Here is a 14,534-nt window from a genome sequence, read left to right on the forward strand (position 1 = left end):
AGGGTAAATGATGAGACCGGTAGTAGTAAAAGAAAAACAAGTGAACGAGTCACAAATACATGCTGTAGAAGATGAGGTTAGACAAGCGAAAACGATGGATCGTGATATCGTAAAACATGCGATGAAACAATCCTTTGCGAAATTGAATCCGAAAGTCATGATAAAAAATCCGATTATGTTCGTTGTGGAAATTGGATTTATCATTACGTTAATTTTATCCTTTCTTCCAAGTAGTTCTAGTAGTGTACCAGGATGGTTTAATATAACAGTTTCTCTCATTCTATTATTTACAGTTTTATTTGCGAACTTTGCAGAAGCGTTAGCTGAAGGTCGTGGTAAAGCGCAAGCTGATTCTTTAAAACAATCGAAGAAAGATGTGTTTGCAAATGTTGTAAAAGAAAATGGAGACATTGTTCAAGTTTCAGCAACTGACCTAAGAAAAGGTGACGTTGTTATTGTAAAACAAGGAGAAATGATTCCGAATGATGGTGAAGTTATTAAAGGATTAGCGTCTGTAGATGAATCTGCAATTACAGGAGAATCAGCTCCTGTAATAAAAGAAGCGGGTGGTGATTTTTGTTCCGTAACAGGTGGAACGATGGTCGTAAGTGATGAGATTACGATTGTAATTACGAGTAACCCTGGTGAATCATTTATTGATAAAATGATTTCTTTAGTAGAAGGAGCTGCCCGTCAAAAAACGCCGAATGAAATTGCTTTAAATACAGTATTAACGAGTTTAACGCTTATTTTCTTAATTGTTGTTGTGACGTTGCCGATTTTTACAAATTATTTAGGGTTTCAAATTGATACAGCTGTACTTGTAGCATTGTTAGTTTGTTTAATTCCAACGACAATTGGTGGGCTATTATCAGCGATTGGTATTGCTGGGATGGACCGCGTGACAAAGTTCAATGTGTTAGCGATGTCGGGTAAAGCAGTAGAAGCTGCGGGCGATATTAATACAATTATTTTAGATAAAACAGGTACGATTACTTTTGGGAACCGGATGGCACATACACTGCTTCCTGTAGGAAATGAAACGATTGAGCAAGTAGGGAAATGGGCTGCAATTAGCTCAGTTTTAGACGAAACACCAGAAGGTCGATCTGTTATAGAATATGTACAAACGAAATCTATATCATATAATAGAGAACTTGCCGAACAAGGTGAATTTGTTCCGTTTAAAGCAGAAACGAGAATGAGTGGTGTTGATTTACAGGACGGAACGAAAGTGAGAAAAGGTGCTGTAGGTAGCGTGATTGAATGGGTTAGGTCACAAGGCGGAACGATTCCGAAAGATGTAAATCAAAAAGCAGATTTCATTTCAAAAGAGGGCGGGACACCACTTGTAGTTGCAGTAGGTAATCGTATTTACGGTTTAATTTATTTAAAGGATACAGTAAAACCTGGTATGCGTGAACGTTTTGAACAGTTGCGCCAAATGGGGATTAAAACGGTTATGTGTACTGGTGATAATCCATTAACAGCAGCAACAATTGCAAAAGAAGCAGGGGTAGATGAATTCGTTGCCGAGTGTAAACCAGAAGATAAAATTGCAGTTATTAAGGCAGAGCAAGATAAAGGGAAACTTGTAGCGATGACGGGTGATGGTACAAATGATGCTCCGGCATTAGCGCAGGCTGACGTTGGATTAGCGATGAATAGTGGTACGACAGCTGCGAAAGAAGCAGCGAATATGATTGATTTAGATTCGAACCCGACAAAAATTATTGAGGTTGTAGGAATTGGTAAGCAATTGTTAATGACTCGTGGTGCGTTAACGACGTTTAGTATTGCGAATGACATCGCGAAATATTTCGCGATCATTCCAGCGATGTTTACACTTGCGATTCCGCAAATGGAAGCATTAAACATTATGAAATTAACATCACCGCTTTCAGCAATCTTATCAGCATTAATATTTAATGCAGTTATTATTCCGTTACTCATTCCGCTAGCTATGAAAGGTATCGCATATAAACCGATGAGTTCGAATGCACTACTTAGCCGAAACTTACTCATTTACGGGCTTGGCGGAGTTATCGTTCCGTTCATTGGAATTAAAGTAATTGATATGATTGTCGGCTTGTTCATATAAGGAAGAGGGGAAAAAAGATGGCGAAAAAACAAAGTATACTTTCACCAATTATTCGTATTACTTTTACATTTCTAGTCTTGTGCGGCCTTGTATACCCACTGATTGTAACTGGTATAGCGCAAGCGGTAATGAAGGATAATGCAGATGGAAGTCTTATATATAATGATAAGGATGAAGTAGTTGGTTCAAAATTAATCGGTCAAAATTTCACAGACCCACGTTATTTTCATGGACGTGTCTCTAGTATAGAATATAAAGCAGAAGCATCTGGTTCAAATAACTATGCACCGTCTAATCCAGATTTAGAGAAACGAGTAGAGAAAAGTATTGCAGACTGGAAGGAAAAAAATCCAACTGTTCCAGTTACAGAAGTACCGATAGATTTAGTGACGAATTCAGGTTCAGGGCTTGATCCTGACATTAGTCCGAAGGCGGCTTCCGTACAGGTAGATCGTATCTCGAAATTAACGAATATTCCGAAAGAAAAGCTAGATCAATTGATTAAGGATCAAACGGAAGGCGCTGCACTCGGCTTGTTTGGAGAAGATCGCGTGAACGTCTTAAAGTTAAATTTAGAATTACAGAAATTAATGAAATAGTAACAGTGCTACCTCAATCTAACGGATTGAGGTAGCGTTGTTTCGAAAGAAAGGTTGTGAGTGTTTTGTATGCGGATGACTATAAACCGACGTTTCAAAGGCGAACGCCAGAAGAGTATTTAGAATACATTCGTCAGCAAAATCGCGGGAAGTTAAAGCTATACGTAGGGGCGGCTCCAGGAGTAGGGAAAAGTTATAAAATGCTATTTGATGCAAGAGAGATGAAAAAAGACGGTATTGATATTGTAATTGGTTTAATTGAAACACATGGGAGAATTGAGACGGAAGAAGCAATTGCTGATTTAGAAAAAGTTCCGTTAAAAGAAATAGACTATAAAGGAAAAGTATTTTATGAACTTGATGTAGAAGGAATTATAAAACGTGCACCGCAAGTAGTTGTTGTGGATGAACTTGCGCATAGTAATATTCCTGGGTCGAAAAATAAGAAACGTTACATGGATGTGCAGGAATTGTTAGATGCCGGTATATCTGTATTATCAGCATTTAATATTCAACATTTAGAAAGTGTTCATGACATTGTAGCTCAAATTACGAATGTAAAAGTACGAGAACGAATTCCGGATTTTATTTTGCAAAAAGCAAATGAAATTCAGCTTGTTGATGCAACACCTGAGGTATTAAGGAAGAGATTAATAGATGGAAAGATATATAAAGAAGAAAAAATAGAGCAAAGCTTACAAAATTTCTTTACGCTTAATAATTTAGGGGCACTACGGGAATTATCGCTTCGCGAAGTTGCAGACGATATGGATGAGAAAATTAGTCAAACAGTTATAGAACCCATTGGCGTGAAAGAAAAAATTCTCGTTTGTGTACAATACAGTTCAACAGCAGAGAAATTAATACGGAGAGGTTGGCGCATGGCTGATCGGTTAAACGCTGAATTGTATGTCTTAAACGTAGAAAGAGAAAATATAGATTCTATTTCAGCAGGGAAAAAGCAAACAATTGAAGAGTGGAAATCGCTAACGAATCAATTTGATGCGAGCTTTGTATTAGAAGAAGCGAAAGGAAGAAAACCCGCTGATGTTATTATTGAAGTCGCGAACAGACTACAGGTGACACAAGTTTTACTCGGGCAATCGGCGAGAACACGGTGGGAAGAAATACGAAAAGGTTCTATTGTAAATGAAATTATGAGACAAACGAAGTATATTGATATTCATATTGTTGCTGATCAAAGAGCTTAAAATAGAGACCTCCTTTCGGGAAGTCTCTAAGGTGTTGTGTATGAGTATACTACTTCTACTCATTAGGTAGCATAGTAAAAAAATTCAAATCCGTCAGGGTTTATTTGATAGCCTACTTTTATAACATCTATAAACGATAATAAAATACTACATGAAAAGACCATATTTTGTATAAAAATATGTCTTAAGTTGATGGGCATGGGATGGAACCTTATCCTTGTTTAGACCGGATATCCGCCTGTTGGCGGTGGCCAAGCACTAAATAATCTGCGAATCAGCACAATTTCTCCTAAATGGTAGGAGTTGTGAGATGCAATATTGCGTAGAACACCGCCAGGGGTTTCACCAGGCCATTCCTCCAATGTCTGGTCTAATTGAACAGTTTTGGCAATCGTACATGCCTGCTCAATCCCTTGAAGAAAATACTGAATACTCTGTTGCCACTCTTCCTCACTGGCAGGCCATTCTTCTTCAGGCCAGCTCTCTTTTACATGGGCAGGCAATGCAGGCTTCTTCCCCTGAGCGGATAATAAGAGAAAATCTTGCCAGTAGGTCATGTGTTTCACTAATTGATAAATAGAATAAGGTAGTTCCTCTCTGCGCTTTCCCGCAAGCGCCACGTCTATATCCGACAAAGCATTCTTGATGGGAAGATGTCCTCGTTCTCCTCTTAACGATTTTACTAATGCCTGGCTAAACGCTTTATTTGATTGCTCCATAATAACTGACTCCCATCCTGTTTTATTTGCTAATTTGCTGATTTTATGGTCGGTCTCTTTTATATGCACTAAATATATTAGAGAAGCTTTACGACTATTAAGAGAAAGTAAAATAAGGCAAAAATAACAAGAATCACTGACTTCTTAATGTACAGGAAATCGTTGATTTTTATTTGAATTGTACCTTAATGTACAATTGTAGGAACAGATAAATCAAAGGTTTGAATGACAACATCCAGGTCTGCGTTAATGTCAGCCACTTTTGATTTTAGGTTGTCCAATCCCTCCTGAATTTTATCCAATTGATATTATTGTGAATGAACTATGAGTTGATTATAATGATTAGAGTGAACTCTAAGTCAAGAAAAAAATAATAAAAGGATAGTTATCCTATTATGAGGGAGTTCGCGAAGCAAAAATAGCGCTACTATACTAAGGTCATTCATGTGTGATAATACATTAATTAAATATATGTATATACATAGTTTCTCAGAGTGATGTGATGTCAGGTATGAGCTGTGTAACAACTAGAGGTGATTGAAGAATATTTACCTTTACATATAAGACAGAAGAATATGTTGTTCACAAAACTTCACTTGGGATCGGAAAGTTATTACGAAAGGGCTATGTAATCGCAGATTGGAATATTCGTCTTGAGGAAGATATGTATTACATCGAGATGAATGTATATTATGATGATTATATAGAGGGTCAATACTTACTGTTAGGCGTATTTCATGCGGTTTTGTATGGGTGATAAAGTGAAACTTTAATCAGTGGGGGTTTTGTTCATCCCCCACTGATTAGCAGCCCGACTCCCAACTAACTTCTTCGCTTCAGCTGAATTTTGAGGTGGAAGTCTTACTGCCCGCAAATAGTGGGATAAATAAGAAGTACCGGTATTCTTCATGGGAAGGATGCCGGTATTTTTTATGTGGTTCTGGTGTTACTCCTAGGAAAAGAAAAAATCCCTCCATTTCAAGCCTTTTGAATATAGTTTCTGAAAGAACTCATATATAATAGAAAAAGATACTTAACATAGTGAATAATTAAAGAGTCAATATATATAGAAAGAGGAGAGAGTAACATGCTTGAAAATACGGGTTTAGTATTGGAAGGCGGCGGTATGCGCGGTGTATATACTGGCGGGATATTAGAATACTTTATGGAACAAGATTTATATTTTCCATATGTAATCGGTGTATCAGCTGGTGCTTGCCATGCAGCGTCGTATCTTTCCAGACAAAGGAATAGAAATAAGACAGTAAATATTGATTATGCATCACATCCGCAATATTTATCGTATAAAAACTTATGGAAAAAGCGTCAATTATTTGATATGGATTTCATCTTTCATGAAATTCCAGAAAAACATGTCCCATTTGATTTTGACACATACTTTAATAGTCCAGAGCGTTTCCTTGTAGGAACAACAGATTGTGAAACAGGACAACCCGTTTATTTTGAAAAAGAGGGAACGAATGATGATGCGTTAAATTTATTGCAAGCGTCTAGTTCATTGCCTTTCATTGCACCAGCAGTAAATTACCGTGGTAAGCAACTGTTAGATGGCGGGATTTCAGATCCGATTCCAGTTCGTAAAGCACAGGGAGATGGGTTTGAAAAATCAGTCGTTATTTTGACGAGAAATCATGGTTATGCGAAGAAAAAATCAAAATTTGGTTGGGTTGCAGCGAAAGCTTATAAAAAATATCCGAACCTTGTTAATGCGATGCTGAATCGTTATGAAGTGTATAATGAAACACTTCACTACATTGAAAAAGAAGAGCAAGCGGGTAATTTATTTGTCATTAGACCAGAAGTGCCTCTTCAAGTAGATCGTATGGAAAAAGATAAGGCAAAATTGCAAAGTTTATATGAGCAAGGCTATGAAGATGCAAAGAGAAAATTTGCAGATTTACAGGCGTTCTTGCAAAAATAATAATTAGGCTGCGGAGAAGAAATTCTCCGCAGCCTTTTTTATTTACGCTTCTTTTTAATAAACGAAAAGGCTAAAGCTGTAATCAAAATACTACCTTTAATAATATCTTGTGCATAATAAGGAACGTTCATCATTGTGAGGCCATTTAATATAATTCCGATTAATACCGAGCCGAGGAACGTTCCGACTATATTTGGTTTCTTGGCACCGAACATTGCATAACCGATATAGGCAGCTGCAACTGCATCCATTAATAATGGGGCACCAGCTGAAACTTGCCCTGTTCCAACGCGGCTACATAGAATAATCCCGCCGACAGAGGCGAGTAAACCGCTAATCATATAAGCGTATACACGGTAACGATCAGTAGGGATACCGGCTAGTCTAGCAGCTTCTCGATTCCCACCTGTCATATAAAAGAAACGACCGTACGTTGTTTTTTCTAAAAATAGATGTGCAATTAAAACGACGATAAGCATGATAATGACAGGGACTGGAATTCCTAAAATGGAACCTTGACCGATAAATAAAAAAGATGGAATAAAATGTCCTGTGGCACCCGACATTCCTTCATATATTGAAGATCCTTTTGAAAATGTTAAGTGTAGTCCATTCACGATATACATGATACTTAGTGTAGCTAGTAAATCTGGTAGTTTAATTCGGATAACGAGTAGTGCATTTAATAATCCAACTAATAGTCCACACAGAATAGGAACAAGGAGTGTGACTAATAGTTCTTGTCGATATAAAACGAGACAAGAAGCGGCGGCAATTGTTGCTAAACTAGCGGTAGAGCCGACTGATAAATCAAACCCATCTACAATTAATGTAAAGGTAACGCCGATTGCTAGTAATGTCACAATGGAAATAGAGCGTAAAATATCACTAATATTGTTGTATGTTAAAAAAGAATCATTGACGATAGAGAAAAAAATTGTAACACCTATAATAATAGCAACTGTACTAAATTGATAAAAAAGATGAGTAGGTAAATATAGTTTCTTAGTTTTAGTTTTATGAACGAGATTCAATGGAAAAGCTCCCTTCAGATAAATGTAAAAGCTGTTCAGGAGATAGGTCATTCGGCAAGTACTCACCTACAAATTCTCCGTTTGCCAGTATAAGAATGCGATCAGCGATATGTAGTGCTTCATCTTGTTCTCCTGTGAAATAAATTACGGAACTCCCGTTTTCTGTAATGTTGCGAATGAATTGAAAAATGTCTTGTTTCGCAGCTATGTCTACACCTTTAGTTGGCTCGTCCAAAAGAAATAGATTAGGTTTGAATCCATTCCATTTTGCAATTGAGACTTTTTGTTGATTTCCACCGCTAAGTGAATGAATAAAGGCTTTTGGGTCATTGGGTGAAATGCTGAAAGAAGAAATTGCCGTAGTAGCATTATTTAATTCGGTTTGTTTTCGTCTCCAACCTGATTGGTGTAAATTAGTGTGACTTATAATATCTTCCGAAAGAAATACACCTTGTTTTCTTCTTTCTTCTGGTACAAGTGCGATTTTCGCTTTAATCGCATCTCGCGGTGTTTTAATTGTTATGTTGTGACCATCTATTTCTGCGTGATAAGTATGACGAGCACCAAATAAAGTTTCAGCAAGTGTTGTTTTTCCACTTCCAATTAATCCGTATATCACAACAGTTTCTCCTTTTCGTATTGTAAGAGAAAGGGGAGAATGATCTTCGTGTAATTGAAGCTCTTGTACTTTAAATATTTCCTCGCTCCCGATTTTTGGTGCTGTATTAATAGGGAGTGTAAGTTGTTTTCCAGTCATTGCTTCAACAATTTGTTGATCTGTAATCGTTGTAATGGCTTGAGAAAGGGCAACTTTACCGTTATGTAGTACAGTTACATCATCCGCGAAATTTCGAATCTCTGATAAACGATGAGAAACTAGGAGGATGCCAATTCCTTTTGATGTTAAATCTTTTAATAGTTTCCCAAAGGATTCAACTTCTTTTGGTCCAAGAGAAGAAGTAGGCTCATCTAATAAAAGATAATTTGTATTGTTAGATAGGGTTCTTGCGATAAGAAGTAATTGTTTTTCATGTAATGAGCAGTTTGAAACATCTTCTGAAACATTTAAATCTACTTGTACAATTTGCAAATGTTGTTTAGCGAGTGCAACTAATTTTGACCTTGAAAATAGTACTTTATTTTGCATTGCTAAATGATCAATTAGTACATTTTCTAATACAGATAATCCGGGAATAAGTCCGTGATCTACTTCTTGTGTTACGAAAGAAATACCGTGCTTTTTTGCATCGCGTGGTGAAGTGAAGGAAACAGACTGATTATCAATTTTTATATCGCCAGCAACTGGTTGAATTTCACCAGTTGCTATTTTTAGTAAAGTACTTTTTCCCGCACCATTCATTCCTAGTAAAGCGTGCACTTTTCCTTTTTGAATATGAATAGAAACATCTTCTAAAACAGGTGTAGCTACATGATAAGAATGTGTAATGTTTTGAAGAGAGAATGTCATCATTTTTTCTCCTTCTCTAATTTTTTCATCCAAGGAGAATATGCATCTTTTGAGTCTCCCCAACCGTTTATATGTTTTGATAATTGATCCATTGTTATATTTTCTTTTGGTAAACTACTTTTCTTTACTAAATAAGGTTCTAGTGAATAAATATCTGGCGTTTGTTCACCGGCAATTTTTTTGTATAAGAATCGCACTTGAACTTTACCTACTTCAGCTGGATCAGTTGCAGCTGTAGCAGCCCAAGGTGAGTTTTCTTTTTGCATGAGTTGTAAATCTTCATTACTTAAGTCAATGCCATATACTTTTATATCTGTACGACCGGCTTGTTCAAGTGCTTTAACAGCCCCTTTAGCAAACTCATCCCATGAAGCGAAAATAGCTTGTAAATCTCCTTTTTTCGGATATTTTTTTAGTAAGGCTTCTACTTGTGTTTGTGTATCAAGCGGTGTGTTATTACTTGCAGTACCGAATCGCGCAACTTCTTTTATATTTGGATAACGTTTATAAAAGGCATCAATGATAACATTGCGACGTTCCATTGGAGCAAATCCGCCAACCCATACGACTGCGATATTTCCTTGTCCATTCAAATCTTCCGCTAACGTTTTTAATGATTTCCATGCAAGACTATAGTCATCTTGATCAATAATGGTCACACCTGGCAAGCGTAGATCGTTATCAAACGCAACTACGGGAATATTCGCCTGTAACGCTTTTTCTACTCCAGGTTTTAGTGCTTCAGAGCGGCCGTGATCAATTAAAATACCATCCACTTTTGAATTAATAGCAGTATCTAAATTTGCCGCCATTTTTGCTAAATCGTTATCAGAATTGTAGACTTGTACACTGCCGCCAAATAGCTCGACTTGTTTTTTGACGCCCTCAATATATTGAGAGGAAAAAGTTCCGATGGACATTTGCATAATTAATGCGATTTTTAATGGCTTCTTCATTTGGCTTGGAACTTCTGTTTGTAAGTGGTTTTCTACCGTTGTAGTCGCCTTTTTCACAGTTTCTTGCTTTTGTGAAGAGATAGCATCTTGTTCATTTGTACACGCTGTTAATGTAAATAAGAGAAAAATAAGTACGATGGAACATAATTTTTTCATAAAAAAATCCCTCCTAAACTAAGAAGAGAGGGGAGGGAGTGAAAATAAAAAACGTCTTTTCATATAGAAAAGACGTCCTATCATATTACTCTTATCTTTCAACACAATGTGTTGTAAGAATTAGCACCGTGCCCATAAATGGGTCGGTTGCCGGGCTTCGTAGGGCTCATCCCTCCACCTGCTCTTGATAAGACATCGAATATTTAACTATTTTGAATTATTTCACAAATGAATGGTGTTGTCAAACAGTATTTATAAAAAAAACCCTCACAAAGAGGGTTTTTAATGTGGTAAGAATACCAATTGATAAGCAAACAAAATTCCAAATAGATATACAAGTGGGTGAACAGCACGGAATTGTCCTTTTGCCATTTTCATAAGTGGGTATGAAATAAATCCAAGTGCAATACCTGTTGAAATACTTGATGTAAGTGGCATGCTTAAGATTACTAAAAATGCTGGGAATGCTTCATCGAACGTATCCCAATCGATGTGACGAACTGAACCCATCATAAGACTACCAACGATAATTAATGATGGTGCTGTAATAGCTGAAACGCCAGAAACAGCGCTCACTAACGGCCCGAAGAATGCTGCTAATGCAAACAGAACAGCTACTGTAACAGTTGTTAAACCAGTACGGCCACCAGCTGCAACACCAGCAGATGATTCAATGTAAGCTGTTGATGGTGTTGTTCCGAACATAGCTCCAATTGTTGCTGAGAATGAGTCAGATAGAAGAGCTCGTCCTGCTTTTGGAAGCTTTCCGTCTTTCATAAATCCACCTTGTTGTGCTACACCAAGTAATGTTCCTGTTGTATCAAATAGTGTAACGAGGAAGAATGAGAACACAACGCCGTATAATCCGTAATTAATTACATCAGAAACAGCAGTAATTGGGTTTGAAACGATAATTCCTTCTGGTAATCCAGGCATTGACGTAACGCCATTTGAGAACGTTAATTGCCCTGTGAAATAAGCGATAATACCAGTTAGTAGCATTCCGATAAACAGTGCCCCGTTTATATTTAAAGACATAAGGATAATTGTAATTCCAAGGCCAGCTAACGCTAGTAGAACTGGGGCAGAGTGAAGATCGCCAAGCCCAACTAAGTTGGCATCATTTTTTGTAACAATTCCTGTTAAGCGCAAACCGATAAAAGCAATAAAAAGACCAATACCAGCAGTAAGTGCATGTTTTAAGTTTTCAGGAATTACTTCCATTAATTTCGTACGGAAAGATGTGAATGATAACAAAATTAAAATCATACCTGCTACGAATACAGCAGAGAATGCAATTGCGAAAGTCATGCCTTCATGAGCTTTTACAACAGAGTAAGAGAAGTAAGCATTTAATCCCATACCTGGTGCAATTGCGATTGGTAAGTTTGTAAAGATTGCCATAAATAATGTTCCGACAACAGCGGCGATAATAGTAGCTGTAAATGCTTGTTCAAATGGAACGCCTGCATCCCCAAGGATGACAGGGTTTACGACAATGATATATGCCATTGTTAAAAAGGTAATAATACCTGCCATAATTTCAGTTTTAATAGAAGTTTTATGTTTTGAAAGGTTAAACATATAAACATCCTTTCTTTTTACGAATAATTTTCACAACAGTTATATATAATATTCGTTTTTTATCTATTTTGCAATAGTTTTGCATAAAAACTTTAGAACAATTCATATTTTATGTCTTAAATTCGAATATTAACCTTATCAATGAGTGTGAATTGCGGTTTTTTAATGTGTAAGTAGTTTTTATCATTGTGCACATTATAAGGGAAAAGGAGTTGAAGAAAGTTATGCCGCAGCAAAAAAAATTCTTAACAATGCCTGCGCAACATCAAAATAAACAGCCTGGTATTGAATCGTTAATGAATCCTCTTCCAAAGTTTGAAGATCCAAATTATAAAGGAAGCGAAAAGTTAAAAGGAAAGAATGTATTAATTACGGGGGGAGATAGCGGGATTGGACGAGCTGTGTCCATCGCCTTTGCAAAAGAGGGAGCAAATATTGCGATTGCTTATTTAGATGAGGATGAGGATGCAAATGAGACGAAAAAACTTGTTGAAAAAGAAGGCGTGAATTGTGTATTACTGCCGGGGGATTTGAGTAGTGAACAACATTGTAAAGATGTTGTCGAAGAGACCGCCCGGCAGCTGGGAAGTTTAAATGTTCTTGTGAATAACGTTGCACAGCAATATCCGCAGCAAGGGCTAGAGTATATTACAGCGGAACAGTTAGAAAAAACGTTCCGTATTAATATTTTTTCTTATTTTCATGTTACAAAAGCAGCACTCTCTCATTTAAAGCAAGGAGATGTAATTATAAACACAGCATCTATCGTTGCGTATGAAGGAAATGAAACATTGATTGATTATTCTGCAACGAAAGGAGCAATTGTCGCGTTTACAAGGTCGCTATCTCAGTCCCTTGTACAAAAAGGAATTCGTGTAAATGGTGTTGCACCAGGTCCAATTTGGACACCGCTTATTCCATCAAGTTTTGATGAGAAAAAAGTATCACAGTTCGGGAGCAATGTTCCTATGCAAAGGCCTGGTCAGCCGTATGAATTAGCGCCTGCGTATGTATATTTGGCGTCTAATGATTCGGCATATGTAACAGGGCAGATGATACATGTAAATGGGGGCGTTATTGTAAATGGATAGTTTTCATTTATAAGAGCAAAGTAAAGCTAATTGCATTTATCCCGCTATTCGTGGGCAGTAAGACTCCACCTCAAAATTTGGCTGGAGCAAAGAAGTTAGATGGGAGCCCTGCTGCCCGTAAACGCCCGATTGGTGCGGGCTGATACTCAGTTGGGGGATGAACAGAACCCCCAACTGAGTAAAGTTTCACTTTATTATGATGTTAGTGCTAGGGAGGATTTAGATGAAGAAAGTATGGTTAATCATAATCCTATTTTTCTGCCTACCAGCTAGCGTTTTTGCTAATACAGATCATTTAATATTAGTTAACCTTAAAACGAATCAGCTGTCTTTTTTTGAAGAGGGAAACTATACAAGAACATTTCCGATAACGACAGGAAGAGATAGCACCCCGACGCCTGAAGGTAATTTTTGTATTATAACTAAGTATAAAAATAAAGAATACCATCGAAAAAAAATACCAGGGGGTGCGCCGAATAATCCTCTCGGTACGAGGTGGTTAGGTCTGGATAAAAAGGAATATGCGATTCATGGAACAAATCGGGAATGGACGATTGGGAGCAGGGAGTCGAATGGTTGTATTCGCATGCATGACCGGGACATACAATGGTTATATGAACGGGTACAATTACAGACGAAAGTAATTATTTCTCGTTTTTATACGAGTCCTGAATATGAGGCGTATAAGCTTGGTTATCGTGTTGTGAGTTGGAATGGTCGTAAAGTAGAAGAAGAACAAATTGGAACACTTACGCTAGTAGACCGTGTAAATATATATTGGCAAGAACCAAATGGACAATTGACGAAAGTAAAAACGGTATTGCCAAATGAAAAATATGTAGTGTACTCCAAACGAAAAGATGGAATATATTATATAGGAAGTAATTTGTATATTGTTGATGAAACGGGAGAAAAAATTCGTTATGAGCAATTACCTTATTCGATCTTAAGTAATATATATATAAGAAAATATGATGTTCCGTAATAGCTACCGTGTATAGGCGGTAGCTTATTTGTGATGAAGTGAAACTTAATGGGGGAATTGCTATTCTTTGCTGATTATAAACTTATACTAATTAGGATTCATGTAAATAGTGGGATAAAAAAATTGAAACAGCAACTATTATGTTTTGCTGAATATAATACAGTACAGATTGGGGGGCGGTCACATTATGAAAAGTGAATTTGCATTTAAAATTTTCTTAATCACGACTTGTTTATTTATCGTGTATTTATATGCGTTACTCGTCTTCTCCTTTTATGTTCCATATATTGATTTAATATTGTTCGTCGGATTTATTTGGGCATTTGTTAAAGCGAGGGAAGGGGAGAAGAGTGTATATCGACGCATTACTTTATGCGGGACGGTCCTTCTCGTTATTTTGTACTTTTTTATGATGCATGATTTTTGGAGGGGAATGTAAAAAAGCATACGACTAATCGTATGCTTTTACGTTTAATATTTCGGTTTAAATGTATGACAACAAGTTTCTACACTCGTTGTTACAGAACTTTCTAACGTCTCGTTTGTTAAAGCTGCGCTTGTATACGAATCATTTGTATTCTGACCAGCCTCTTGTGCATCCGGTTGAACAACGATTGCACTTGCTTGACAAAAGTTACCTTGTCCCCAAAATGAGCAATTGGAAACAGAGCATTTTACTTCTGGCATA

Annotated in this window: 13 protein-coding genes, 1 pseudogene and 1 riboswitch; of the genes and pseudogenes, 8 read left to right on the forward strand and 6 right to left on the reverse strand. The window is 37.0% G+C overall.

Annotated elements, in window-relative coordinates:
• The first annotated feature begins 10 nt into the window (after positions 1-10).
• Genes kdpB through kdpDN form a run of 3 tightly spaced genes read left to right on the forward strand, consistent with a single transcriptional unit; the run spans position 11 to position 3,911 of the window.
• Positions 11-2,101: a potassium-transporting ATPase subunit KdpB gene (gene kdpB, locus BAQ49_RS26895; protein ID WP_071747775.1), complete on the forward strand. Its 2,091-nt coding sequence runs from the start codon at positions 11-13 to the stop codon at positions 2,099-2,101.
• A gap of 17 nt (positions 2,102-2,118) precedes the next feature.
• A complete protein-coding gene (kdpC, locus tag BAQ49_RS26900; protein ID WP_071747776.1) occupies positions 2,119-2,700 on the forward strand; it encodes a K(+)-transporting ATPase subunit C in 582 nt (193 codons plus the stop codon).
• Between the two features lie 56 nt (positions 2,701-2,756).
• Positions 2,757-3,911 (forward strand): KdpD-like non-kinase potassium sensor, encoded by a 1,155-nt coding sequence (kdpDN, locus tag BAQ49_RS26905; protein WP_084667579.1) that lies wholly within the window; start codon positions 2,757-2,759, stop codon positions 3,909-3,911.
• A 221-nt stretch (positions 3,912-4,132) separates the two neighbouring features.
• Here the strand turns inward: kdpDN and BAQ49_RS26910 are convergent, their stop codons facing one another.
• Positions 4,133-4,630: a DinB family protein gene (locus tag BAQ49_RS26910; RefSeq protein WP_071747778.1), complete on the reverse strand. Its 498-nt coding sequence runs from the start codon at positions 4,628-4,630 to the stop codon at positions 4,133-4,135.
• 544 nt (positions 4,631-5,174) lie between these two features.
• On the opposite strand from BAQ49_RS26910, the pseudogene BAQ49_RS26915 reads away from it, so the two are divergent.
• Together BAQ49_RS26915 and BAQ49_RS26920 are read left to right on the forward strand one after the other, a co-directional pair.
• A pseudogene (locus BAQ49_RS26915) lies at positions 5,175-5,387 on the forward strand (tubby C-terminal domain-like protein); the annotation flags it as partial.
• A gap of 330 nt (positions 5,388-5,717) precedes the next feature.
• Positions 5,718-6,572 carry a patatin-like phospholipase family protein gene (locus BAQ49_RS26920; protein WP_071747779.1) on the forward strand — a complete coding sequence of 285 codons (855 nt, stop codon included), beginning with the start codon at positions 5,718-5,720 and terminating at the stop codon, positions 6,570-6,572.
• A gap of 38 nt (positions 6,573-6,610) precedes the next feature.
• On the opposite strand, the gene BAQ49_RS26925 is transcribed toward BAQ49_RS26920, so the two are convergent.
• From BAQ49_RS26925 to BAQ49_RS26940, 4 genes are all read right to left on the reverse strand, one after another.
• Positions 6,611-7,606, reverse strand: a complete 996-nt coding sequence (locus tag BAQ49_RS26925) for an ABC transporter permease (RefSeq protein ID WP_071747780.1) — start codon at positions 7,604-7,606, stop codon at positions 6,611-6,613.
• Positions 7,590-9,077, reverse strand: coding sequence for a sugar ABC transporter ATP-binding protein (locus BAQ49_RS26930; RefSeq protein WP_071747874.1), 1,488 nt, complete (start codon positions 9,075-9,077; stop codon positions 7,590-7,592). Before BAQ49_RS26930 ends, BAQ49_RS26925 begins: the two co-directional genes overlap by 17 nt.
• Complete coding sequence (locus BAQ49_RS26935) at positions 9,074-10,186, reverse strand: sugar ABC transporter substrate-binding protein (RefSeq protein ID WP_071747781.1); 1,113 nt, start codon at positions 10,184-10,186, stop codon at positions 9,074-9,076. Before BAQ49_RS26935 ends, BAQ49_RS26930 begins: the two co-directional genes overlap by 4 nt.
• An 88-nt stretch (positions 10,187-10,274) precedes the next feature.
• A riboswitch (SAM riboswitch) is annotated at positions 10,275-10,380 on the reverse strand.
• A gap of 88 nt (positions 10,381-10,468) precedes the next feature.
• Entirely contained in the window at positions 10,469-11,770 is a 1,302-nt protein-coding gene (locus BAQ49_RS26940; RefSeq protein ID WP_071747782.1) for an NCS2 family permease, read from the reverse strand.
• 224 nt (positions 11,771-11,994) lie between these two features.
• Here BAQ49_RS26940 and BAQ49_RS26945 point away from each other — a divergent pair, with 224 nt between their 5' ends.
• The 3 genes from BAQ49_RS26945 (at position 11,995) to BAQ49_RS26955 (ending at position 14,285) form a co-directional block, all read left to right on the forward strand.
• The gene (locus BAQ49_RS26945) at positions 11,995-12,861 is read left to right on the forward strand and encodes an SDR family oxidoreductase (RefSeq protein ID WP_071747783.1); all 867 of its coding nucleotides are present in this window, start codon (positions 11,995-11,997) and stop codon (positions 12,859-12,861) included.
• Positions 12,862-13,084: 223 nt separating this feature from the next.
• On the forward strand, positions 13,085-13,846 hold the full coding sequence (locus tag BAQ49_RS26950; RefSeq protein WP_071747784.1) for a L,D-transpeptidase: 762 nt from the start codon (positions 13,085-13,087) through the stop codon (positions 13,844-13,846).
• A gap of 187 nt (positions 13,847-14,033) precedes the next feature.
• Complete coding sequence (locus tag BAQ49_RS26955; protein WP_000834189.1) at positions 14,034-14,285, forward strand: hypothetical protein; 252 nt, start codon at positions 14,034-14,036, stop codon at positions 14,283-14,285.
• 32 nt (positions 14,286-14,317) lie between these two features.
• Here the strand turns inward: BAQ49_RS26955 and BAQ49_RS26960 are convergent, their stop codons facing one another.
• A complete protein-coding gene (locus tag BAQ49_RS26960) occupies positions 14,318-14,533 on the reverse strand; it encodes a DUF1540 domain-containing protein (RefSeq protein ID WP_071747785.1) in 216 nt (71 codons plus the stop codon).
• Between the last annotated feature and the right edge of the window lies 1 nt (position 14,534).

The sequence above is a fragment of the Bacillus proteolyticus genome (genome assembly GCF_001884065.1).
Lineage (GTDB): Bacteria > Bacillota > Bacilli > Bacillales > Bacillaceae_G > Bacillus_A > Bacillus_A proteolyticus.

Bases quoted from the DNA above. Each gene is read 5' to 3' on its own strand.
- kdpB (WP_071747775.1), top strand. From the start codon at position 11: ATGAGACCGGTAGTAGTAAAAGAAAAACAAGTGAACGAGTCACAAATA.
- kdpC (WP_071747776.1), top strand. From the start codon at position 2,119: ATGGCGAAAAAACAAAGTATACTTTCACCAATTATTCGTATTACTTTT.
- BAQ49_RS26910 (WP_071747778.1), bottom strand. From the start codon at position 4,630: ATGGAGCAATCAAATAAAGCGTTTAGCCAGGCATTAGTAAAATCGTTA.
- BAQ49_RS26920 (WP_071747779.1), top strand. From the start codon at position 5,718: ATGCTTGAAAATACGGGTTTAGTATTGGAAGGCGGCGGTATGCGCGGT.
- BAQ49_RS26930 (WP_071747874.1), bottom strand. From the start codon at position 9,077: ATGATGACATTCTCTCTTCAAAACATTACACATTCTTATCATGTAGCT.
- BAQ49_RS26935 (WP_071747781.1), bottom strand. From the start codon at position 10,186: ATGAAAAAATTATGTTCCATCGTACTTATTTTTCTCTTATTTACATTA.
- BAQ49_RS26940 (WP_071747782.1), bottom strand. From the start codon at position 11,770: ATGTTTAACCTTTCAAAACATAAAACTTCTATTAAAACTGAAATTATG.
- BAQ49_RS26945 (WP_071747783.1), top strand. From the start codon at position 11,995: ATGCCGCAGCAAAAAAAATTCTTAACAATGCCTGCGCAACATCAAAAT.
- BAQ49_RS26950 (WP_071747784.1), top strand. From the start codon at position 13,085: ATGAAGAAAGTATGGTTAATCATAATCCTATTTTTCTGCCTACCAGCT.
- BAQ49_RS26955 (WP_000834189.1), top strand. From the start codon at position 14,034: ATGAAAAGTGAATTTGCATTTAAAATTTTCTTAATCACGACTTGTTTA.
- BAQ49_RS26960 (WP_071747785.1), bottom strand. From the start codon at position 14,533: ATGCCAGAAGTAAAATGCTCTGTTTCCAATTGCTCATTTTGGGGACAA.